Source organism: Salinicola sp. RZ23 (assembly GCF_003206675.1).
GTDB lineage: Bacteria > Pseudomonadota > Gammaproteobacteria > Pseudomonadales > Halomonadaceae > Salinicola > Salinicola endophyticus.
Genome location: NZ_PZJK01000015.1, coordinates 292,444 through 313,147 on the forward strand (window position 1 = coordinate 292,444; position 20,704 = coordinate 313,147).

The 20,704-nt window shown below is 64.4% G+C and carries 19 protein-coding genes; 14 read left to right on the forward strand and 5 right to left on the reverse strand.

Annotated elements, in window-relative coordinates:
* Position 1: 1 nt before the first annotated feature.
* Positions 2-445 (reverse strand): transcriptional repressor, encoded by a 444-nt coding sequence (locus DOM67_RS16190; RefSeq protein ID WP_110677782.1) that lies wholly within the window; start codon positions 443-445, stop codon positions 2-4.
* Between the two features lie 931 nt (positions 446-1,376).
* On the opposite strand from DOM67_RS16190, the gene cyoA reads away from it, so the two are divergent.
* The 5 genes from cyoA to cyoE are packed head-to-tail and all read left to right on the forward strand — an operon-like array spanning position 1,377 to position 6,114.
* Complete coding sequence (cyoA, locus tag DOM67_RS16195) at positions 1,377-2,270, forward strand: ubiquinol oxidase subunit II (protein ID WP_232825286.1); 894 nt, start codon at positions 1,377-1,379, stop codon at positions 2,268-2,270.
* Between the two features lie 4 nt (positions 2,271-2,274).
* Positions 2,275-4,257 (forward strand): cytochrome o ubiquinol oxidase subunit I, encoded by a 1,983-nt coding sequence (gene cyoB, locus DOM67_RS16200; RefSeq protein WP_110677786.1) that lies wholly within the window; start codon positions 2,275-2,277, stop codon positions 4,255-4,257.
* Between the two features lie 2 nt (positions 4,258-4,259).
* Positions 4,260-4,877, forward strand: coding sequence for a cytochrome o ubiquinol oxidase subunit III (gene cyoC / locus DOM67_RS16205; RefSeq protein ID WP_106420190.1), 618 nt, complete (start codon positions 4,260-4,262; stop codon positions 4,875-4,877).
* Between the two features lie 2 nt (positions 4,878-4,879).
* Positions 4,880-5,212: a cytochrome o ubiquinol oxidase subunit IV gene (gene cyoD / locus DOM67_RS16210; protein ID WP_110677788.1), complete on the forward strand. Its 333-nt coding sequence runs from the start codon at positions 4,880-4,882 to the stop codon at positions 5,210-5,212.
* Positions 5,213-5,220: 8 nt separating this feature from the next.
* On the forward strand, positions 5,221-6,114 hold the full coding sequence (gene cyoE / locus DOM67_RS16215) for a heme o synthase (RefSeq protein WP_110677790.1): 894 nt from the start codon (positions 5,221-5,223) through the stop codon (positions 6,112-6,114).
* Positions 6,115-6,349: 235 nt separating this feature from the next.
* Here cyoE and DOM67_RS16220 read toward each other — a convergent pair whose 3' ends face one another.
* The 4 genes from DOM67_RS16220 to gorA form a co-directional block, all read right to left on the reverse strand.
* Positions 6,350-6,745 carry an ectoine synthase gene (locus DOM67_RS16220; RefSeq protein ID WP_035473384.1) on the reverse strand — a complete coding sequence of 132 codons (396 nt, stop codon included), beginning with the start codon at positions 6,743-6,745 and terminating at the stop codon, positions 6,350-6,352.
* Between the two features lie 138 nt (positions 6,746-6,883).
* Entirely contained in the window at positions 6,884-8,149 is a 1,266-nt protein-coding gene (gene ectB, locus DOM67_RS16225; RefSeq protein ID WP_110677792.1) for a diaminobutyrate--2-oxoglutarate transaminase, read from the reverse strand.
* Positions 8,150-8,235: 86 nt separating this feature from the next.
* On the reverse strand, positions 8,236-8,814 hold the full coding sequence (gene ectA, locus DOM67_RS16230; RefSeq protein ID WP_106420690.1) for a diaminobutyrate acetyltransferase: 579 nt from the start codon (positions 8,812-8,814) through the stop codon (positions 8,236-8,238).
* Positions 8,815-9,091: 277 nt separating this feature from the next.
* On the reverse strand, positions 9,092-10,465 hold the full coding sequence (gene gorA / locus DOM67_RS16235; protein ID WP_110677795.1) for a glutathione-disulfide reductase: 1,374 nt from the start codon (positions 10,463-10,465) through the stop codon (positions 9,092-9,094).
* Between the two features lie 342 nt (positions 10,466-10,807).
* On the opposite strand from gorA, the gene can reads away from it, so the two are divergent.
* The 9 genes from can to DOM67_RS16280 all read left to right on the forward strand — a co-directional run bounded on the left by can (position 10,808) and on the right by DOM67_RS16280 (position 20,649).
* On the forward strand, positions 10,808-11,440 hold the full coding sequence (gene can / locus DOM67_RS16240; protein ID WP_110677797.1) for a carbonate dehydratase: 633 nt from the start codon (positions 10,808-10,810) through the stop codon (positions 11,438-11,440).
* A 177-nt stretch (positions 11,441-11,617) separates the two neighbouring features.
* Positions 11,618-13,276, forward strand: coding sequence for an ABC transporter substrate-binding protein (locus DOM67_RS16245; RefSeq protein WP_110677799.1), 1,659 nt, complete (start codon positions 11,618-11,620; stop codon positions 13,274-13,276).
* Positions 13,277-13,309: 33 nt separating this feature from the next.
* Positions 13,310-14,278, forward strand: coding sequence for an ABC transporter permease (locus DOM67_RS16250; protein ID WP_110678017.1), 969 nt, complete (start codon positions 13,310-13,312; stop codon positions 14,276-14,278).
* 53 nt (positions 14,279-14,331) lie between these two features.
* Positions 14,332-15,225, forward strand: a complete 894-nt coding sequence (locus DOM67_RS16255; RefSeq protein WP_232825293.1) for an ABC transporter permease — start codon at positions 14,332-14,334, stop codon at positions 15,223-15,225.
* Positions 15,226-15,231: 6 nt separating this feature from the next.
* Positions 15,232-16,266 (forward strand): ABC transporter ATP-binding protein, encoded by a 1,035-nt coding sequence (locus DOM67_RS16260; RefSeq protein ID WP_110677801.1) that lies wholly within the window; start codon positions 15,232-15,234, stop codon positions 16,264-16,266.
* Positions 16,250-17,320 carry an oligopeptide/dipeptide ABC transporter ATP-binding protein gene (locus DOM67_RS16265; protein ID WP_110677803.1) on the forward strand — a complete coding sequence of 357 codons (1,071 nt, stop codon included), beginning with the start codon at positions 16,250-16,252 and terminating at the stop codon, positions 17,318-17,320. Before DOM67_RS16260 ends, DOM67_RS16265 begins: the two co-directional genes overlap by 17 nt.
* Before the next feature lie 41 nt (positions 17,321-17,361).
* The gene (locus tag DOM67_RS16270; protein WP_110677805.1) at positions 17,362-18,291 is read left to right on the forward strand and encodes a LysR family transcriptional regulator; all 930 of its coding nucleotides are present in this window, start codon (positions 17,362-17,364) and stop codon (positions 18,289-18,291) included.
* Complete coding sequence (gene pepQ, locus DOM67_RS16275) at positions 18,269-19,600, forward strand: Xaa-Pro dipeptidase (protein ID WP_110677807.1); 1,332 nt, start codon at positions 18,269-18,271, stop codon at positions 19,598-19,600. The genes DOM67_RS16270 and pepQ overlap by 23 nt, the downstream gene beginning before the upstream one ends.
* Positions 19,600-20,649 carry a hydrolase gene (locus DOM67_RS16280; RefSeq protein WP_110677809.1) on the forward strand — a complete coding sequence of 350 codons (1,050 nt, stop codon included), beginning with the start codon at positions 19,600-19,602 and terminating at the stop codon, positions 20,647-20,649. Before pepQ ends, DOM67_RS16280 begins: the two co-directional genes overlap by 1 nt.
* The last annotated feature ends 55 nt before the right edge of the window (positions 20,650-20,704 follow it).

The window sequence follows — 20,704 nt, forward strand, 5'->3', positions numbered from 1 at the left end:
CTCAGGCGCTATCGCGACAGGTGTCGCAAGTACCCAGCAGCTCGATGGTCTGGCGCTGGATGGTGAAGCCGCGTTCACGCGCCGTACTCGCCAGTAATTCGCCAACGGCTTCCTGATGCAGCTCCTCGACACGGCCGCAGTGACGACAGATCAATAGCTGGAAACGATGCACGTGCTCCGGGCACGGGCAGGCAATATAGGCGTTGAGCGATTCGATGCGGTGCACCAGACCCTGCTCGATGAGAAAGTCGAGCGCACGATAGACCGTTGGCGGACGCGCTGCGGCATGTTCGTCGGAGAGCCGGTCGAGTAGATCGTAAGCCTTGAGCCCACCGGGTGTGGTGGAGATCAGTTCGAGCACGCGGCGCCGGATCGGTGTGAAGCGCACACCGCGTTCCTGGCACTGTTGGTCTGCCTGTCTGAGCAGGGCATCCGAGTCGATCATCGACAATCCCGAGCCGTTGTTCAAAGAATTGGCCATTCTACGCGCTCACCGTAAGCAGAGCCACCAGACGACTGGCCGGGAACCGAGCGGCCACGCACGCGTGGCAAAGGTAAAGAAAGGAAGAAGGCTGGCTAGCGGGCTGCCTCGAGATACGCTGACGAGTGAAGGAGACAGGCCAGACAAGCGGCTGGCATATCGACTCGGGTCAGCCCAGGCTGTCTTGCATCGGTTCTCCGCACATCATATTTAACATAATATATATTATGCGAACTTTGGGCCGGTCGTTGGTCAGCCTGTCATCGTGTCATCCGGATCCGCCGTCCATGCGTCCATACCTTCTGTTCGGCCGCCCCGGGCTCTCTGATTCAGCCAGTCTGAGATGCTTGTCGATGCGCTTTTTCTCTCCTGAGATGCGCTTTCTCTTGGGATGTGCTGGCTGGATTGTGCCTCGGCACCGCAGGTCGCACCGAACCCCGGTCTGGCATGCGCTCCCGGGTATCAGCATGATGGGCGCCGTCGTTTTCAGTAGCGGACTCGCGTGACCATCACGTCGAAGGCGCTATGCCTTCAGAGCGCACACTGCAAGCCGATGAACTAGTCTGGATGGCGTCGTAACACGATCGCCAAGCGCCCGCGCGACGACCAACGTCAGAGGGTGCGACAGGCAGTGCGACAAATCGCCACACACGCGGCACTTTGCCGCCGCCGGCCTGCTGGGCAAGGTTTTTTTAGGTACAATGTCGTCCGCGAAATCCCTACTTCGTTGGCGACTTGTCGAGGCCGATCGCAACGGCGGTCCTCGTCATTCGAGTTGTCAGCCCTGGCGAGCGGCGTATGATGCAGGCCGCTAGCCGATGTTGCAGGGCCAAAAGCTTTCCTCCACTGGGGTCGTGAGATGAGAAAAAGGAACTCCCTCAAGTATTTGAGTGTGATGACGTGGCTGACCGTGCCACTGCTGTTGAGCGGTTGCGGTTCGGCACTGATGGACCCTAGCGGTCCTATCGGTCAGGGGCTCAAGTCGCTGATCATCACCGCTTTCGGTTTGATGCTGATCGTGGTCATTCCGGTCATCGTGATGACCATCCTGTTCGCCTGGAAGTATCGCGGCACCAACCTGGCGGCCAAGTACACGCCGAACTGGGAGCACTCCAACGTCATCGAGCTGTTCGTATGGGCCATCCCATGCGTCATCATCCTCTTCCTGGGGATTCTCACCTGGCAGACGTCGCACACTTACGATCCGCACAAGCCGATCGCCAGTGAAGATGAAACCATGACCATCGACGCGATCTCGCTCGACTGGAAATGGCTGTTCATCTATCCCGAACAGGGCATCGCCACGGTCAACGAGCTGGCCATGCCGGTCAACACGCCTGTGCATTTCCGGGTTACCTCGGGCACGGTGATGAACTCGTTCATGATTCCCAACCTTGGCAGCCAGATCTATGCCATGGCCGGGATGAACAACGACGTCTATCTCGAAGGCAGTGAGATCGGCACCTTCCGTGGTCGTTCGACCCACTACAGCGGCGAAGGTTTCTCGGAAATGCTGTTCGACGCCCATGTGACGTCGCAAGCCGATTTCCAGGCCTGGGTCGACAAGGTCAAGCAGTCGCCCAAGACGATGATGTTCCCGGCCGACTACGACAAGCTGGCACAGCCGAGCATCGGTGCGCCGGTGCAGTATTTCTCGCAGGTTTCGCCCGACTTCTACGGCGACCTGATCAGAAGCTACAAGTCTGGTCACGGTGGTCCGCAGAGTCATGGCGAGCACAACCAAGCACAGGAGCCTTCAATGCCCATGAGTGCGCAGGCAGCGGAGTAACGTCATGTTCGGAAAACTCAGCTTAGATTCGATTCCCTACCATGAGCCGATCATCATGGTCACGGCGACGGTCATCGGAATCGTCGGCGCCCTGGTTGTCGGGCTCATTACCTACTATCGCAAGTGGGGCTATCTGTGGCGCGACTGGATCACTTCCATCGACCACAAGAAGATCGGGATCATGTACTTCCTGGTCGCCCTGGTAATGCTGGTCCGCGGCTTTGCCGACGCGATCATGATGCGTACCCAGCAGGCCATAGCGGCTGGTGGCGCCGAGGGGTACCTACCGCCCCACCACTACGATCAGATCTTCACCGCTCACGGTGTGATCATGATCTTCTTCGTCGCCATGCCCATGGTCATCGGTCTGATGAACCTGGTGGTGCCGCTGCAGATCGGTGCTCGCGACGTTGCCTTCCCGTTCATGAACAACGTCAGCTTCTGGCTCTTCGCTGCCGGCGTCATTCTGGTCAACGTCTCGCTGGTCATCGGTGAATTCGCCAAGACCGGCTGGCTGGCCTACGCGCCACTATCGGAGTTGAAGTACAGTCCCGATGTCGGGGTCGACTACTGGATATGGTCACTGCAGATATCGGGTATCGGGACGACCCTGACCGGCATCAACTTCTTCGTGACCATCCTGAAGATGCGCACCAAGGGCATGTCGCTGTTCCGCATGCCGATCTTCACCTGGACGGCACTGTGCACCAACGTCCTGATCATCCTGTCGTTCCCGATCCTGACCGCGACCATCGCCCTGCTCACGCTGGATCGCTACCTGGGGATGCACTTCTTCACCAACGACATGGGCGGCAGCCAGATGATGTACGTCAACCTCATCTGGGCCTGGGGCCACCCTGAGGTGTACATCCTGATCCTGCCAGCGTTCGGTGTCTTCTCCGAGGTCATCTCGACCTTCACCAAGAAGCGTCTGTTCGGCTACAAGACCATGGTCTGGGCCACGGTGGCGATCACCTTCCTGTCGTTCATCGTCTGGCTGCACCACTTCTTCACCATGGGTGCCGGTGCCAACGTCAACGCCTTCTTCGGCATCACGACGATGATCATCGCGATACCCACGGGCGTGAAGATCTTCAACTGGCTGTTCACCATGTACCGCGGCCGTCTCGAGTTCACCGCCCCGGTGCTGTGGACCATCGGTTTCATCATCACCTTTACCCTGGGTGGTATGACCGGCGTCATGCTGGCGGTACCGGGTGCCAACTTCGTGCTGCACAACAGCCTGTTCGTCATTGCCCACTTCCACAACGTCATCATCGGCGGCGTGGTCTTCGGCATGATGGCCGGCTTCACCTACTGGTTCCCGAAAGCGTTCGGTTTCACCCTGAGCGAAAAATGGGGCAAGCGCTCCTTCTGGTGCTGGCTGGTCGGCTTCTACCTGGCCTTCATGCCGCTCTACGCGCTGAGCTTCTTCGGTGCCATGCGTCGCATGCAGTCCTACGAGCAGACCGAGTGGCAGCCGCTGATGATCGTCGCCTGGTTCGGCGCCGTGGTCATCGCCATGGGTATTGCCTGCATCGTGATCCAGCTGGTGGTGAGTATTCGCGACCGCGAGAAGAACCGCGACGTGACTGGCGATCCGTGGGATGCCCGTACCCTGGAGTGGTCCACTTCTTCGCCGCCCCCGAACTACAACTTCGCCCATCTGCCGACGGTGCACTCCATCGACAGCTACTGGGAGATGAAGCAGCAGCCGGGTGGCTTCAAGCGTGAGCTGTCGACCCACTTCGAAGACGTGCACATGCCCAAGAACACCAACGAAGGTCCGATCCTGGGGCTGTTCAGCCTGATCTTCGGCTTCGCTCTGGTGTGGCACATCTGGTGGCTGGTCGCGGTTGGCGCCATCGGGATGTTCGTGACCTTCATGGTGCGTATCCACAACGATGACGTGGACTACCACATCCCCGCTGCCGAGGTCGAAAAGACCGAGCGTGAATACCACAAACGGTTGGAGATGCAGGCGTAACCATGGCAACCGATACCCTGACTAACCACGACGCTCATGCCCACGACGGGCATGAGCACCACGACGCCGGCGCGATGAAGGTGTTCGGCTTCTGGATCTACCTGATGAGCGACCTGGTGATCTTCGGATCCCTGTTCGCCACCTTCGGGGTCCTGGGTACCGCCACCGCCGGCGGCCCGACCTCTCAGGAGATCTTCGAACTGCCCTTCGTGCTGGTCGAGACGTTCCTGCTGCTGGTGAGTAGTTTCACCTTCGGTCTCGCCGTGCTGGCGCAGAACGCCGGTGATCGCGGCGCCGTGCTCAAGTGGCTGGCCGTGACCTTCCTGCTCGGCTTCGGCTTTGTCGCGATGGAAGTGTACGAATTCCATCACCTCATCGCCCAGGGCCATGGTCCGGATCGCAGCGCCTTCCTGTCGGCCTTCTTCACGCTGGTCGGCACCCACGGCCTGCACGTGACCTTCGGCCTGATCTGGATCGCGACCATGTTCATCCAGATCTCGCGTCGTGGTCTCGACAGCGTCACCAAGCCGCGCATGCTGTGCCTGAGCCTGTTCTGGCACTTCCTGGACATCGTCTGGATCTGCGTCTTCTCCTTCGTCTACCTGTTTGGAGCCATGTAACCATGAGCGATATTCATACCTCTCATGACGGCGCCAGCCATGGCAGCTACAAGTCGTACTTCATTGGTCTGATCATCTCGATCGTGCTGACGCTGATCGCGTTCGGTGTGGTCATGACCGGTGGCTTCAGCGTGCCGGTGATGATGGTGACCGTAGTGGTCACCGCCATCGCACAGGTGCTGGTGCAGCTGGTCCTATTCATGCACCTGAATACCAAGGCCGAAGGCGGCTGGAACTTCATCGCCATCGTCTTCACGGTCGGTATTCTGGGGCTGATCATTGGTGGTTCCCTATGGATCATGCACAACATCCACGTCAACATGATGCTGAACTAAGCACGCAAATGGCCCTCAAGCCCTATTTGCTGCTGACCAAGCCCGGCATCATCTTCGGCAATCTCGTGACAGTCATCGGCGGCTATTTCTTGGCCGCCGGTGGCCGTTTCGACCCCCTGCTGTTCTTTGCTGCGGTGATCGGCACTTCGCTGGTCGTGGCCTCCGGCTGCGTCTTCAACAACGTGATCGATCGGGACATCGACCGGCACATGGCGCGCACAAAGTCGCGCGCCATGGTCACCGGACAGGTTTCGATTCCGGTCGCGCTGGTGGTGGGCTGCATTCTCGGAACGCTCGGTTTCGGCCTGCTGGCGTGGCAGACCACGCCGCTGGCCACCGGCTTCGCTGCCTTCGGGTTCGCGATCTACGTCGGTGCCTACAGCCTCTACCTGAAGCGCAATTCGGTCTACGGCACGCTGATCGGCAGCCTCTCCGGGGCCTCGCCGCCGGTGATCGGCTACTGTGCCGTGAGCGGTCAGTTCGACTTGGGCGCCCTGCTGTTGCTGATCATCTTCAGCATCTGGCAGATGCCCCACTCCTACGCGATCGCGATTTTCCGCTTCAACGATTATGCCTCGGCGTCGATTCCGGTGCTGCCGGTCAAGTGTGGTATCGGTGTGGCCAAACGGCATATCGTGATCTACACGGCGCTGTTCGTGGTGGCGTCTGTAATGCTGAGCGTGGCCGGCTATACGGGCTGGATCTATGCCATCGTGGCCACGGCAGTGGGCCTCTACTGGCTGTGGATCACCCTGCGTGGCTATCGCGCAAAGGACGATCAGGCCTGGGCCCGCAAGGTGTTCGGGTTCTCGATCATGGTGGTCACCGCGCTGAGCGTGATGATGTCGGTCGACAGCCGCCTGCCAATGGCGGAGTCGATCGTGTCGCTGGCACTGGGATGACCTTTGCCGCCAGTGACACGGCGTGACGTCACTGGCAGCAGCCATGAAGGCATCCAGAGTGGCATCCATAAAAAGACGGGCAGCNNGCTGCCCGTCTTTTTTCTTGCTTACGGCTTTTATCGTACGGCTTTCTTTTGTCGCTACTGTCGCACGGCCCCTGTGCCTGTCACTATCGCGTCAGTCTCGGCCCCGAGGGGTGACGAAGCCACAGTGACAGCATAGGGAGGCGCGCAGATCATGCTTCCGGCGGTGCGTAGGAGCCATCTTCGCGGTGCACTTCGCGCCCCGTCAGCGCCGGCAGGAAGACACAAGCGACGGTCATGCCCTTCTCCTTGCCGCGCAGCCAATGCTCGTCGTGCTGATCGAGCAGATACATATCGCCAGCCTTGATGGTGTGAATCTTGCCATCGGCGATGGTCTCGACTTCCCCTTCGCCCTCGTAGCAGAACACCGCCTCGATATGGTTCTTGTAGTGGATATGGGTTTCCGTGCCCGGGTGGATACGGGTGATGTTGAACGAGAAACCGCAGTTGTCGTCGGCCAGCATCAGGCGAGTGCTGTCCCAGTTGCCGTTCTCGGCTTCGACGAAACGCTCGGTCTTCCGGCACTCTTCCAGGTTACGTACGATCATCGATTCTGCTCCTTGAGAGGATAAACGCCAGGGCTGTCACAGTCAGGGCCAAAACGCCCTTGCTATCTGCTTCGCTGAACGTTCTTGCTGATTACCGGGAGCGCTCATGTCGACCGCCCCCGGGCGAAGTCATGGACCTCAGGCCAGCGCTTCTTCCACGCTGCGCTCGAGGATATCGAGACCTTCGAGCAGGTCTTCGTCGCTGATCACCAGCGGGCAGAGGCATTTGATCACCTGGCCATCCTGGCCGGCGGTCTCGATGATCAGGCCGTTCTCGAACGCCTTGGCAGTGATCTTGTCGGCGATCTCGCCCTTGCGCACGTCGATGCCGCGCATCAGACCACGGCCGCGCTCGCTGGCTTCATGGCCGCGCTCGGTCAGCCAGGCAGCGATCTTGGTGAAGCGCTCTTCGACGATACGGCCCTTGCGCTGAACGTCACGCTCCAGCTTGTCATCACTCCAGAAGTGCTTGAAGGCGGCGGCAGCGGTGACGAAGGCCATGTTGAAGCCGCGGAAGGTGCCGTTGTACTGGCCCGGTTTCCATTTGTCCAACTCGGGGCGCATCAGCACATGGGCGAACGGCAGACCATAGGCGGAGAGCGACTTGGAGTTGGTCACGATGTCCGGCACGATACCGGCGTGCTCGAAGCTGAAGAACTTGCCGGTACGCCCGCAGCCAGCCTGGATGTCATCGACGATCAGCAGGATATCGTGGGCCCGGCAGATGCTCTCCAGACGCTTCAGCCAGTCGAGGCCGGCGGGGTTGATGCCGCCCTCGCCCTGCACGGTCTCGATGATGACACCCGCGGGCAGGTCGAGGCCGCCGGATTTGTCACCCAGCAGCTTCTCGAAGTAGTCGAGGGTGTCATTGCCTTCGCCGAGATAGCCGTCGAACGGCATGAAGCTCGCGCCCTGGGTGGGGATGCCACCGGTGGCTTCACGGAACTTGCGATTACCAGTGGTCGCCAGCGCCCCCATGGTCACGCCGTGGAAGCCATTGGTGAAGGTGACGATGTTATGGCGGCCCTTGGCGACACGCGCAAGACGGATCGCCGCTTCGACGGCGTTGGTACCGGTCGGCCCCGGCAGATGCACCTTGTAGTCGAGTCCGCGCGGCTTGAGGATCACCTCTTCCAGCGTCTCCAGGTAATCGCGCTTGGCCTGGGACCACATGTCGAGCCCATGGGTGATGCCGTCACTGGTGATGTAGTCGACCAGCGCTTCCTGCAGCTTGGGGTGGTTGTGGCCGTAGTTGAGGGTGCCGGCACCGGCGAGAAAGTCGATGTATTCGCGCCCGGCCTCATCGGTCAGACGCGCGCCCTTGGCCGTGGTGAAGACGGTCGGGAAAGAGCGCGAATAAGTCCGTACCTCGGACTCCATACGTTCGAGAATCTGGGTCTGCATGCAACCTCCCTGGTTGATGGATGTGTCAATGATGGAGTTTGAAGATGGCCCGGCAGCGTCGTGTCACCAGCTGCCGGCGCCGAAAGTCAGATGTGCTGCGGGTCGAACGGGCCGATGCGGACGAGATTTTCCGGGTCGTGTTCGCCGCCGAGCTGATCGGTGGAGAAGTATTCGCGACTGATCAGTGGCGCCTGCCAGCGATCCGCCAGCCGTTTGAACAGCCCCCAGGACGCCTGGTTGTCCGGGGTGATGGTGGTCTCGAGATGGTTGACGCCTGCCAGCTCAGGGCGGCTCAGTACCGCCTCCACCAAGCGGCGTGCCAGTCCCGTACCACGCGCCTTCTCGCCCACCGCGACTTGCCATAGAAAGTAGATGTCGGGCGCCGCGGCTTTGACGTAGCCGGAGACGAAGCCGACGATCTCGCCCTCCTCGGTGGTCGCCACGGCGCAGCTGTCACGGAACTGCGTGGCCAGCAGCAGATAGGCGTAGCCGGAGTTCACATCGAGCGGCGGGCACGCCTTGACCAGCTCGTAGATGCCCCAGCCGTCCTCCGTGGTCGGCTTGCGGATGAACAGCGGCATGTCGGGCTTACCGACCACCGCGTCTGCCACCGTAGGTCTTGCCAGATCCGCCGAAGGGGTGAATGCCGGGTTGGGATTGGTCATCTTGTCCATCGCTATGACTAATGTCTTAACAGGATAACAAGGTGTTGCGCCTGCTTCAAACGGCAGGTTATCCACCCATCCGATTTCAATAAACAATGGTTATGCCATATTCGCGAGCGCCGTCACGACAGCGCCTGTCGCGGCTCTCAGTCTAGACCAGCACGGAAAAAACGCGCGCCGCAGGATCGAGGAGCGCTGCTGAAGTATCCGGCGGGAGACTACCCGCCAACGCAAACGGCCACCCGAAGGTGGCCGTCGAGGGACGCTGTGCACAGGCTCAGCGGCGGGTGACGCTACGCATGGTGACAAACTCTTCCGCCGCGGTCGGATGAATGCCCACGGTGGCGTCGAAGTCACTTTTGGTCAGCCGTGCGCGGACGGCAATGGCCAGCCCCTGGATGATCTCGCCGGCCTCCTCGCCGACCATGTGGGCGCCTACCACGCAATCGCTCTCGTCATCGACGATCAGCTTCATCAGGCAGCGCTCGTCACTGCCGGAAAGGGTGTGCTTCATCGGCCGGAAGTCGGCGCTGTAGACACGGATCGCCGCATAGCGCGCGCGGGCTTCCTCTTCGGAGAGTCCGACGGTCCCGATATTGGGGTGACAGAAGACCGCGGTGGCAATGTCGTCGTAGTCGAGCGCCCCCGGCGTGCTGCCATCCGAGTGGTCGACGAAGTGGTGCGCCACCAGATGCATCGCCTCCGCCAGCGCCACGGGCGTCAGCTCCGGGCCGCCGGTGACGTCGCCAATGGCCAGGATCGAGGGTACCGAGGTCTCGAAACGCTCATTGACCTTGAGCGTGCCGTCGTCGTTCAGCGCGACGCCGAGGGCATCGAGACCCAGCCCTTCCAGGTGCGGGCGGCGGCCGGTGGCCGACAGTACCGCATCGACCTCGAGCTGCTCGCCATTGGTCAGGGTCACTTCCAGACCGCTGTCGACCTGGCGTATCCGCTCGATATTGGCCTCGAAGTGAAGGTTGACGCCCTTCTTGGCCATCTCGTCGCGGGTGAATTGACGCACCTCCTGGTCGAATCCGCGCAGGAACAGGTCACCCCGGTAGACCAGATGGGTATCGGCCCCCAGACCGTTGAAGATACTGGCGAACTCCACCGCAATATAGCCGCCGCCCAGGACCAGGAAGCGCTCGGGGAAGCGCTCGAGATCGAACACCTGATTGGAGCTGATGGCGAGATCGCTACCTTCGAACGGCGGAATCCAGGGCCAGCCGCCCACCGCCACCAGGATCTTCTCGGCACTGACACGTTCGCCGCCGATCTCCAGGGTGTGGGCGTCCACGACCTTGGCGCGGCCGTTGATCAGGGTCACGCCGGCGTTGTCGAGCAGACGCCCATAGATTCCGTTGAGGCGCGAGATCTCCGCCACCTTGTTGTCGCGCAAGGTGGCCCAGTCGAAGCTGGGTGCCTGCGGCAGGGTCCAGCCGAAGCCGGCGCTATCCTCGAAGGCGTCATGGAAGTGCGCGGCGTAGGAGTAGAGCTTCTTCGGCACGCAGCCGACGTTGACACAGGTACCGCCGAGGTAGCGATCTTCGGCCACCCCGACCCGTGCTCCGTTTGCCGCCGCGGTTCTCGCGGCACGCACGCCGCCGGAACCGGCGCCGATGACGAACAGGTCGTAATCGTAACTCGCCACTGTTTGACTCCTTGGAAAATGTTGCCGCGATCATACCAGCCCAGTTCGGGGGGCGGGAAAGACCTTCCCTATCAGCGTTATATACCCAGCCAATGCGCCCCGCTCACGAGCCCGGTCGCCACGACGCAACACGGGCCGCTCTCCCGCATAGCCGGCTCACGGACTCTTTCACCGGGCGCCTCACCAGGCTGGTCTCTAGAGATCGCCACAAGCCTCTCTCCGGGTGTCCCCATACCCACCTCCCCAGGCATCTCACTACGCATCCTGGGCGTAATAGCCTAGAATTCTCCCCTTCGCGCGGCGTCCAGCGTCCGTCTCTCTTCAGGTTTTCAGGTGACCTCCATGAGCATCGACACGCTCCTCAAGCAGAACCGTCAGTGGGCGGACAGCATTCAGCAGCAGGACCCGGGGTTCTTCACGCGTCTTTCCCAGCAGCAGAATCCCGACTATCTGTGGATCGGCTGCTCCGATAGCCGTGTACCCGCCAACCAGATCGTCGATCTGCCGCCGGGCGAGGTCTTCGTCCACCGCAACGTCGCCAATCTGATCTATCACAACGACATGAACTCGCTCTCAGTGGTGCAGTTCGCGGTCGACGTGCTCAAGGTCAAGCACATCATGGTGGTCGGCCACTATGGCTGTGGCGGGGTCAAGGCCTCGATCACCGGCGGCGAGCACGGTATCGTCGACTACTGGCTGCACAGCGTCAGCGAGCTCTACCAGCAGCACCGCAGCGAGCTCGAAGCGCTGCCGCTGGACGAGCAGGTCGACCGCATGTGCGAGCACAACGTTCGCCTGCAGGTCGCCAATTTGTGCCGTACCAAGATCATCCAGCGCGCCTGGCGGCGCGAGCAGCCGCTATCGGTGCACGGCTGGGTCTACGGCCTCAAGGATGGCCGCGTCAACGATCTCGGTTGCACCGTGTCACGCGCCGACCAGACCGGCACCATCCGCATCATGCCCGGGGCCTGCTGAGCGCCGCGCGACTCGACGTCTTGTGGCCCGCCGCCGGGCGCCCCCCGGCGTTGATCGATGTCGGCCAGCGATGACAGCGACCGGACTGGCGCGTCCCGCATGGCTCGAACCGGCATCCCTGGATTGCCCCCACGTCGCCGATCGATAACAACAGACAAACACTTCGACGAGGCACGCATGCGCGACAGCAACCGGTTCAAGTTCCGGCTGGCCGCTCTTTCCGCGGCGCGACCGCGACTCCTGAGCCTGCTCCTGCTCTGCGTCAGCGCGCTCCCCCTGACGGCCCGCGCCGACGATGTCACCCTCAACGTCGCCTACGACACCCTGCCGGTCTCCCTGGATATCCATGAGCAGCTCTCGGTGGGCGTGCTCAGGCTGGCTCACCTGGCGTTCGACCCCCTGGTACGCTGGGACCGCCACCTGGGGCTCGAGCCGCGTCTCGCCACCGCCTGGGAGCGCGTGAACGACACCACCATGCGCCTGCATCTGCGCCGTGGCGTGCACTTCCACAGCGGCAATCTGTTTACTGCCCGCGACGTCGCCTGGACCGTGGCACGGCTCAAGCGTAGCCCCGACTTCAAGGCGATCTTCGCCCCCATCGTCGGCGTCACGGTGGTCGACGATGCCACCGTGGACCTGCATACCCGACGCCCCTTCCCGCTGCTGCTCAACCTGGCGACCTACATCTTCCCCCTGGATAGCCGCTTCTACAGCGGCCGGCTCCCCGCCGAAGCCGGCGATCGCCAGGGCCAGGACAAGGCGGCGATCGTCAAGGGCGGCAATACCTTCGCCTCGCGCCACCACTCGGGCACCGGGCCGTTCGAGATCACCCGCTTCCAACCCGGTGCACGGATCGAGCTGACCCGCTTCCCCGACTATTGGGACCACACCTCGCCAGGCAACGTCGATCACCTCTCCGAGGTGGCGATCGGCGAGAGTGCGACCCGAGTGGCCGCCCTGCTGGCCGGCGACGTCGACTTCATCGCGCCGGTGCCGACCACCGCCCTGACACGCCTCGAACACAACCCGGGGATCGATCTGGTCACCATGCCCGGGGTGCGCATCACCCTGCTGCAGCTGAATCAGCGCCGGGTACCGGCCTTCCGCGATCGTCGCGTGCGCCTGGCAATGAACTACGCCGTTGACCAGCGGGCGATCGCCAAGCACCTGCTCGAAGGGTTCGTCACCCCGGCGGCGCAGATGTCACCCGAAGGGTATGCCGGGCACGACGACCAGCTCACCCCGCGCTACGACCTGGCCAAGGCCCGGCGGCTGATGCGCGAGGCCGGTTATGCCGACGGTTTCGAGGTCACCCTGATGGCGCCCAACAACCGCTACGTCAACGACGCCCAGACCGCGCAGGTGGCGCTGGCCGTGGCGGCGATGCTGGCCAAGATCCATATCCGGGTCGAGTTCAAGACGCTGCCGAAGAATCAGTACTGGACGGAGTACGATCGCCGCGCTGCCGATATCATGATGATGGGGTGGTACTCGGATACCGGCGACTCGGCCAACTTCTTCGAATATCTTACCTTCTGCCCCGACAGTCGCAGCGGCACCGGCCAGTACAACGCCAGCGAGTACTGCAACCCGGAGCTCGACTCACTGGTCGCGCTGGCCAACAGCGAGACCGACATGCGTCGGCGTACCAGCATGCTGCGACAGGCCGAGGCGATGGTTTACGCCGACGCTCCGTTCATTCCGCTCTACTGGCAGAACCTGGCCTGGGCGGCGTCCGATCGGGTCGCCATCGAACCGGTACTCAACGTGATGAACATGCCCTACCTGGGCGACGTGGTGGTGACACCCCGCGCCGGGGAGACCCACAGCCGCTGATCGTGCGCTGTGGAGAGGAGACGCTGGATGTCGATTACGCGCTTTCTGTTCAAGCGCTTGCTGCAGGCCCTGGGCGTGCTGCTGGCGATCAGCCTGATCGCTTTCGTGCTACGCGACGCCCTGCCCGGCGCGGACGGGGCCAGCAGTGGCGCCGCCTGGGGTGGCTATCCGCAGTTTCTGGGCGAGTTGTTGCGACTGGATTTCGGTACCTCGAGCTTTTTCCATCGCCCGGCGCTCGAGGTCGTGCTCGGCTATCTGCCGGCGACCCTGGAGTTGGTGCTGGCCGGCAGCGTTCTCACCGCCCTGCTTGCCCTACCCTTGGGGGTCTACAGCGCGATCAAGCCGCACGCGCCGGGATCGCGTCTGATCCTGCGCCTGGCCGCCCTGGGGGTTTCGCTACCGGTGTTCCTGACGGCCATCCTGCTGATCCAGGTGTTCTCGCTGGGCCCGTCCAGCGCTGCATCCGGGGCCGCGGCGGGCTGGCTGGCCGGCCTCGGCGGCATGCCCGCCTATGGCCGCGGCAATCCGGTACCGGTGTGGGGCGACTGGGCGACCAACTTCGCCTCGTGGCAGGGGCTCGCCTATCTCACCCTGCCGGCGCTATCGCTGACCGCGGGCATGCTGCCGCTGTTCGTGCGCCTGATCCACACCGAGATGCGCCGCGTGCTGGCGAGCGACTATATCCGCTTCGCCCGCGCCCGTGGGCTGTCACCGCTGCGCATCTACGCCTGGCACGCGCTCAAGAATGCGCTGCTGCCGGTGGTGACCCTGGGCGGCATCCAGCTGGGCTCGCTGATGGCCTACACCCTGCTGGTCGAGAGCGTGTTCCAGTGGCCCGGCGTGGGGCTGATGTTCCTCGATGCGGTAGAGCGCGGCGACCGCCCGCTGATCGTGACCTATCTGCTGGTGGCCGGGGTGCTGTTTCTGCTGATCAATACCCTGGTCGATCTCTGCTGCCGGCTGCTCGATCCTCGGGTCGTGGCGCCGGGAGGTATCCAGTGAATCCCGCTCCCACCCCGGCGTCGCGTGGCCCGCTGGCGAGCGCCCTCGGCCACCTGGCGCGGCGTCGCCGACTCTGGCTGTACCTGGGGATGCTCCTGCTCCTGGCGGGCGCAGCGCTGATGGCACCCTGGCTCGCGCCCAGCGATCCCTACGATCTGGCCCAGGTCGAGCTGCGCGACTCCCTGCGCCCGCCGTGGTGGCTCGCCGACAGCCTGCCCGGCCACCCGTTGGGTACCGATGTCCAGGGGCGCGACCTGCTCTCGCTGATGCTCTACGGCGCACGGGTGTCGCTGGCGATCGGCTTCGGTGCGGTGCTGCTGCAGCTGCTGCTGGGCGTGACCCTCGGGCTGCTCGCGGGCTATCGCGGCGGGCGCCTCGATGCCCTGCTGATGCGCTGGGCAGACGTCCAACTGGCGTTTTCCACCCTGATGATGGCGATCGTGATCAGCGCCGTGGTCAAGGCGGCTTTCGGCGGGGCTTTCTACGGCCACTACGGCATCTGGCTGCTGATCCTGATCATCGGCCTCAGCGAGTGGCCGCTCTATGCGCGCACGGTGCGCGCCAGCGTGATGGCGGAAAAGCGCAAGGAGTACATCGAGGCGGCGCGGGTGCTGGGCTTCTCCGCGCCGCGGGTCGTGCTGCGCCATCTGCTGCCCAATACCCTGCCGGCGCTGCTGGTGATCTCGGGGGCCCAGATCGGCCAGGCGATCATGGCCGAGGCAGCGCTCTCCTTCCTGGGCCTGGGCATGCCCGAGACCCAGCCATCGCTGGGGTCGCTGATCAAATCCGGGTTCGACTACCTGCAGTCCGGGGCCTGGTGGATCACCCTGCTGCCCGGGGCCTATCTGGTGCTCACCGTGCTGGCAGTCAATCTGCTGGGTGACGCCTGGCGAGAGCGGCTCGACACCCGCCACGCTCCCGTCTCACCCACCGCGAAGGGAGGATAGCGCGTCATGGCACTCCTGGAAGTCGAGGATCTCAGCGTGCGCTTCACCCTGCCCGGGGCGACGCTGGAGGCGGTGGCCGGGGTGAGTTTCCGGCTCGGGCGCGGCGAATGCCTGGGCATCGTCGGCGAATCCGGCGCCGGCAAGTCGGTACTCGGTTTCAGTCTGGTCAATCTGCTGGCGCCACCGGGGCACATCGCCAGCGGCCGCATCCGGCTCGAGGGGCGCGAACTGACTGCGCTCTCCGAACGACGCTGGCGCGGCATCCGCGGCAAGCGTATGGCGATGGTGTTCCAGGACCCGCGCGCGACCCTCAATCCCGTGCTCACCGTGGGCCAGCAGATGCGCGAGACCCTGCGCGCCCATCGACGTCTCTCCCGGCGTCTGGCGCGCAAGATGGTGCTGCACCAGCTGCATCAGGTGGGTCTCGACGAGCCGGAGCGCCAGCTCGAGCGCTATCCGCATCAGCTCTCCGGCGGCCAGTGCCAGCGTGTGGTGATCGCCATGGCACTGCTGCTAGACCCGGACGTCATCATCGCCGACGAGCCCACCACCGCGCTGGACGTCACCACCCAGGCGGAACTCGTCGCCCTGCTCATCGCCCTGTGCCGGACCCACGACCTGAGCCTGATCGTGATCTCCCACGACCTCGCGGTGATCCAGCAACTGACCCAGCGCGTGCTGGTGATGTATGCCGGCCGGGTGGTCGAGAGCGGACCGACGCGTGAAGTGATCAACGACCCCCAGCATCCCTACACTCAGGCGCTGATCGATGCCCTGCCGCAGATGTATCCGCCGCGGGCGCCGCTGCGTCCGGTCCCTGGCAGCCCACCCGCGCCCGGCGTACGCCCCACCGGCTGTGCCTTTCATCCGCGCTGCCGCTACCGTGTTGCCGCGGATGACGATCTGCGGCGGCGTTGTGAGGGCCATCCACCCGCGCTCATCCCCAGCAGCGGGAGCGAGGTCGCCTGCCACTGGGTGGCGCAATTGATCGACCACGAGATGATCCACTCCGCACAGGTGCACGATGAACCGCTCGACTGATGCACCTCCCACGCCGGCGCTCGGCGCCCTCGGCCAGCCCGCCGATGTGGCGACGCCACTGCTCGAGGTGCGCGACCTGAGCCACCGCTATCGCCTGCCGCGGCGCGGGTTCGGCCGGCACCGACATGCCCAGATCCAGGCTCTGGACGCGGTCAGCCTGACGCTCTGGCGCGGCGACGCGCTCTGTGTGGTGGGCGAGTCGGGCAGCGGCAAATCGACCCTGGCACGCCTGATCATGGGCCTGCTGGATCCCGATGCCGGCGAGGTGGTTTACGCAGGTACGCGTATCGATCACCTCTCCGCCCGCCAACGCCAACGCTACCGCCGGCGCATGCAGATGATCTTTCAGGACCCCTACGCCTCGCTCAATCCGCGCCTGCGGGTCGCCCAGGCCCTGGCCGAGCCGATCCGCGTGCACTTCCCGAACGGGTCGCGGCAGCAGGTGCACGAACGGGTCGACACCCTGTTGGCCGACGTCGGACTCGACCGCGCCTGGGGCGAACGCTACCCCCACGAGCTCTCCGGCGGGCAGCGCCAGCGGGTCGCCATCGCTCGGGCACTGAGCGTCTCACCGGAGCTGATCGTCGCCGACGAGCCGCTGTCGGCGCTGGATCTCTCGGTTCAGGCTCAGGTGCTCAATCTGCTCGTCGACACCCAGCTCGCCCGCCGGCTGACCTATCTGTTCATCAGCCATGACCTCGCCGTGGTCGAGTACCTGGCAACCCATGTCGCCGTACTCTACCGCGGCACGCTGTGCGAGACCGGGCCGGCGGCGCAGATTTTTGCCGCTGCCCGCCACCCCTACACCCGGGCGCTGCTGGCGGCGCGGCCGCGTTTCGACGATGCTGGCGCCGGGCGTATCGCCAGCAGCGCCGCCACGCCCACCGGCATGCCGGCCACCCCGGGCTGCGTCTATCGCCAGCACTGCCCCCTGGCCATGCCGCGCTGTGCGCGTGAGCCGCCACGCCTGCAGACACTCGGCAACGGGCATGCGGTCGCCTGCCATGCCGTCGACGAGCGCGCCGTCGACACGTACACGCGCCAGGGATCATGACTGCGTCACGTTCTTGAATTCGATTCATCACAGAGAGCCGCATGGAACTACGTTGGCTGGAAGACTTCATCGTCTTGGCCGAAACCCGCCACTTCTCCCGGGCTGCCGAACAGCAGAACGTGACGCAGCCGACCTTCTCGCGCCGCATCAAGCTGCTCGAGGAGGCGATGGACGCGACCCTGGTCAACCGCCAGACGATGCCGCTGAGCCTGACCCCCGCGGGTGAAGAGTTCCTGACGCTATGCAAGCAGATCACCGAGCGGGTGAGAGTGACCCGCGAGCGCTTGCAACATCTGCATCACGACGCCACCCGGCGCCTCAGACTGGCAGCGCCGCAGAGCCTGCTCACCCACTTCGTCCCGGGGTGGCTCGAGCAGCACGCCCTACACCCCCAGATCGAACCCTACCTGCGTGCCACCAGTTGGCTGATCGGGGACTACGTCGAAGCGCTCGAGCGCGGCGAGGTGGATCTGGCGCTATGCTATTGGCCCGAGGGACGCATCGCCCTGGATCTGGAGCTGAGCGGCCTGCGCTATCTGACGCTGGGCGAGGAGCTGCTGGTGCCGGTGAGCGCCGCCGACGCCGACGGCACGCCTCGTTTTGCCCTGCCCGGCGACAAGCGCCGTCCGCTGCCGCATATCGCCTATCATGCCAGTGGATTGATCGCGGCGGCGCTCAGGGCACATTGGGATCGTTCGCGCCAGGAGGTCCATCTGAGCACCCTCAACGAGAGCGTACAGACCTCCAACATCCGCGAACTGGTGCTGCAGGGCTATGGCCTGGGCTGGCTGCCCTTTCGCACCGTGCGCCAGGCGCTGGCCCAGGGCGAACTGACCCGGGCCGGAGACCGCCGCTGGGACGTGCCGCTGTCGATCCGCCTCTATTTTCGTCATGACGGCCGCCATCCGGCACTCCATGACACACTGGCTCAACTTCAGGAAGGACTCGATGACCTCCACCGATCGCGATAGCGCCCACCGGGCTCACCTCGACCGCCTGCAGCAAGCCTACGCCGAGCTTCTCGAACGCAGCGGTTTCGATGCCGTACTGCTCTACAGCGGCCACGCCCGTACTCACCATGGCGACGATCAGGAGAGTAGTTTCAGCGCTTTCGGCCATTTCGTGCACTGGACCGGTGCCCCGCACCAGCAGCATGATTGGCTGTGGATCGCCCCCGGCACCACGCCGCGCTGGTTCTACTACGCGCCGACCGATTTCTGGCACCTGCCGACACCCCCACCGCAGGGCGTGCGCGCCGAGTGTCTCGATCCGACGCCGCTCGCCCAGCCGACCACGGCAGCAGCGCTGATCGGCGCCCACCCCCGAGTGGCGGTGCTCGGCGATGTCCCAGCGGACGCCGTACCCGCCACCGCCACGCTCAATCCGCCCACTCTGCTGCACGCGCTCGACGAGCTGCGGCTCTACAAGGATGACTACGAGAGCGACTGCCTGCGCCTGGCCAATCGCTACGCCCTGGCCGGTCACGCCGCGGCCCGCGAAGCGTTTGCCGACGGTGCCAGCGAGCTGGATATCCAGCTCGCCTACCTGGCGGCCACGCGCCAGCGCGAGAGCGAGCTGGCCTACCAGAACATCGTCGGCATCAACGCCCACGCCGGTACCCTGCACTACCAGCACTACGCCACCACCGCTCCGGATACCTTGCGCTCACTGCTGGTGGATGCCGGGCACCGCCACGCCGGTTACTGCGCCGACATCACCCGCACCTGGGCGGCACTCGACGCCGATCCGCTGTTCGCGCCGCTGATCGAAGGGGTGACCGCATTTCAGCAGCGGCTGATCGCCGAGCTGGCACCGGGGGTCGATTTCGTCGCCCTGCACCAACGCATGCATCACTACCTGGGGGCGCTGCTGGCCGACACGGGTGTGCTGCGCATGAGCGCCGAAGCCGCGGTGGCCAGCGGTCTGACGCGGGCCTTCTGCCCTCACGGGCTGGGCCACAGTCTCGGCGTGCAGGTACACGATGTCGGTGGCCGTCAGCGCGACGCCAGCGGCGCCCCGCTGCCCCCGCCGACGGCCGATCCGGCCCTGCGCCTGACCCGCACGCTGGCACCCGGCATGGTGGTGACGATCGAGCCCGGGCTCTACATCATCCCGTTCCTGCTCGCGCCCTTCCGCGACGGTAGCGAGCGCCAGGCGGTCGACTGGGATCGGGTCGACCGGCTCGCCGACCACGGCGGCATCCGGATCGAGGACAACGTGTTGATCACCGCCGAGGGGCACGCCAACCTGACCTCGGCCCCGGCGAACGACCCGCGGTGATGGCGTCCGACAGGCAGCCGTGGGCATTCGCCGCGGCGTTCGACCCGCCGGCCGCACTGCGCAACCGTCATCTGCAGACCCTGCTGCCGCGCCTGCTGCCCAAACGAGCGCTGGCCAGGCGCACCGAGGTGGTCAATCTCCCCGACGGCGATTTCGTCGAGCTGGCCTGGGCGGAGCCGGCCCCGCGGGACCCACAGGCGCCGATCTTTCTACTGTTCCACGGCCTGGAGGGATCGTTCGATTCGCCCTATGCGCGCGAACTGCTGCACCAGGCAAGCACGCTCGGCTTTCGTCCGCTACTGATGCACTTTCGCGGCTGCGGGGCAGCCCCCAACCGCCTGCCCCGCGCCTATCACTCCGGCGATACCGCCGACGCCTACTGGCTCATCGGCCTGCTCGCCCAGCGGTATCCGCGCGCCGCCATGGTCGCCGCCGGGGTCTCGCTGGGCGCCAATATGCTGCTCAAGCTGATCGCCGAACAGGGCAGCGACGGCCTGCCGCTGCGCGGGGCCATCGCCATCAACGCCCCGCTCGATCTCGCCGCCTGCGCCGATGCCCTGGATCGTGGCGCCGCGCGGCTCTACCAGCGCTATCTACTGGCCCAACTCAAGCGCAAGGTAGCGATGCGCATGGCCAGCGCCCCCTTCCCGCTGGCGCTGACACACAAGCGGCTCGCCGCTCTGCACACCTTCTGGGACTACGACGACGCGGTGACCGCCCCGCTGCACGGCTTCACCTCGGCCAGCGACTACTATCGCCGCGCCTCGGCCGGCCCGCTGCTGGGCGAGATCGAACTCCCCACGCTGATCCTGCATGCCAGCGACGACCCTTTCATGCCCGGCGATCTGCTCGCGCGGATCGCCATGCCCTCGGCGAGCACACGTCTGGAGGTGGCGAGCCACGGCGGTCACGTAGGCTATGTCGAGCGGCGTGGTGGCCGCTTCAGTTCATGGCTATCGCATCGCGTGGGCCAACAACTGCTGGCGTGGATACCGGAGCGGGAAACGACGAGGAAGGCAGCGCCGCATTCGGCGCTGGAGGATCGTTGAGAGCGATGCGCTGAGGCCAGTACTGGCACACTGAGCGGGGCCGGTGGAACCGGCC

Bases quoted from the DNA above. Each gene is read 5' to 3' on its own strand.
- ectA (WP_106420690.1), bottom strand. From the start codon at position 8,814: ATGACCAATCCCAACCCGGCATTCACCCCTTCGGCGGATCTGGCAAGA.
- DOM67_RS16280 (WP_110677809.1), top strand. From the start codon at position 19,600: ATGGCGTCCGACAGGCAGCCGTGGGCATTCGCCGCGGCGTTCGACCCG.
- cyoE (WP_110677790.1), top strand. From the start codon at position 5,221: ATGGCCCTCAAGCCCTATTTGCTGCTGACCAAGCCCGGCATCATCTTC.
- ectB (WP_110677792.1), bottom strand. From the start codon at position 8,149: ATGCAGACCCAGATTCTCGAACGTATGGAGTCCGAGGTACGGACTTAT.
- cyoB (WP_110677786.1), top strand. From the start codon at position 2,275: ATGTTCGGAAAACTCAGCTTAGATTCGATTCCCTACCATGAGCCGATC.
- pepQ (WP_110677807.1), top strand. From the start codon at position 18,269: ATGACCTCCACCGATCGCGATAGCGCCCACCGGGCTCACCTCGACCGC.
- cyoC (WP_106420190.1), top strand. From the start codon at position 4,260: ATGGCAACCGATACCCTGACTAACCACGACGCTCATGCCCACGACGGG.
- DOM67_RS16265 (WP_110677803.1), top strand. From the start codon at position 16,250: ATGAACCGCTCGACTGATGCACCTCCCACGCCGGCGCTCGGCGCCCTC.
- DOM67_RS16245 (WP_110677799.1), top strand. From the start codon at position 11,618: ATGCGCGACAGCAACCGGTTCAAGTTCCGGCTGGCCGCTCTTTCCGCG.
- DOM67_RS16220 (WP_035473384.1), bottom strand. From the start codon at position 6,745: ATGATCGTACGTAACCTGGAAGAGTGCCGGAAGACCGAGCGTTTCGTC.
- cyoD (WP_110677788.1), top strand. From the start codon at position 4,880: ATGAGCGATATTCATACCTCTCATGACGGCGCCAGCCATGGCAGCTAC.
- can (WP_110677797.1), top strand. From the start codon at position 10,808: ATGAGCATCGACACGCTCCTCAAGCAGAACCGTCAGTGGGCGGACAGC.
- DOM67_RS16270 (WP_110677805.1), top strand. From the start codon at position 17,362: ATGGAACTACGTTGGCTGGAAGACTTCATCGTCTTGGCCGAAACCCGC.
- cyoA (WP_232825286.1), top strand. From the start codon at position 1,377: ATGACGTGGCTGACCGTGCCACTGCTGTTGAGCGGTTGCGGTTCGGCA.
- DOM67_RS16260 (WP_110677801.1), top strand. From the start codon at position 15,232: ATGGCACTCCTGGAAGTCGAGGATCTCAGCGTGCGCTTCACCCTGCCC.
- DOM67_RS16190 (WP_110677782.1), bottom strand. From the start codon at position 445: ATGATCGACTCGGATGCCCTGCTCAGACAGGCAGACCAACAGTGCCAG.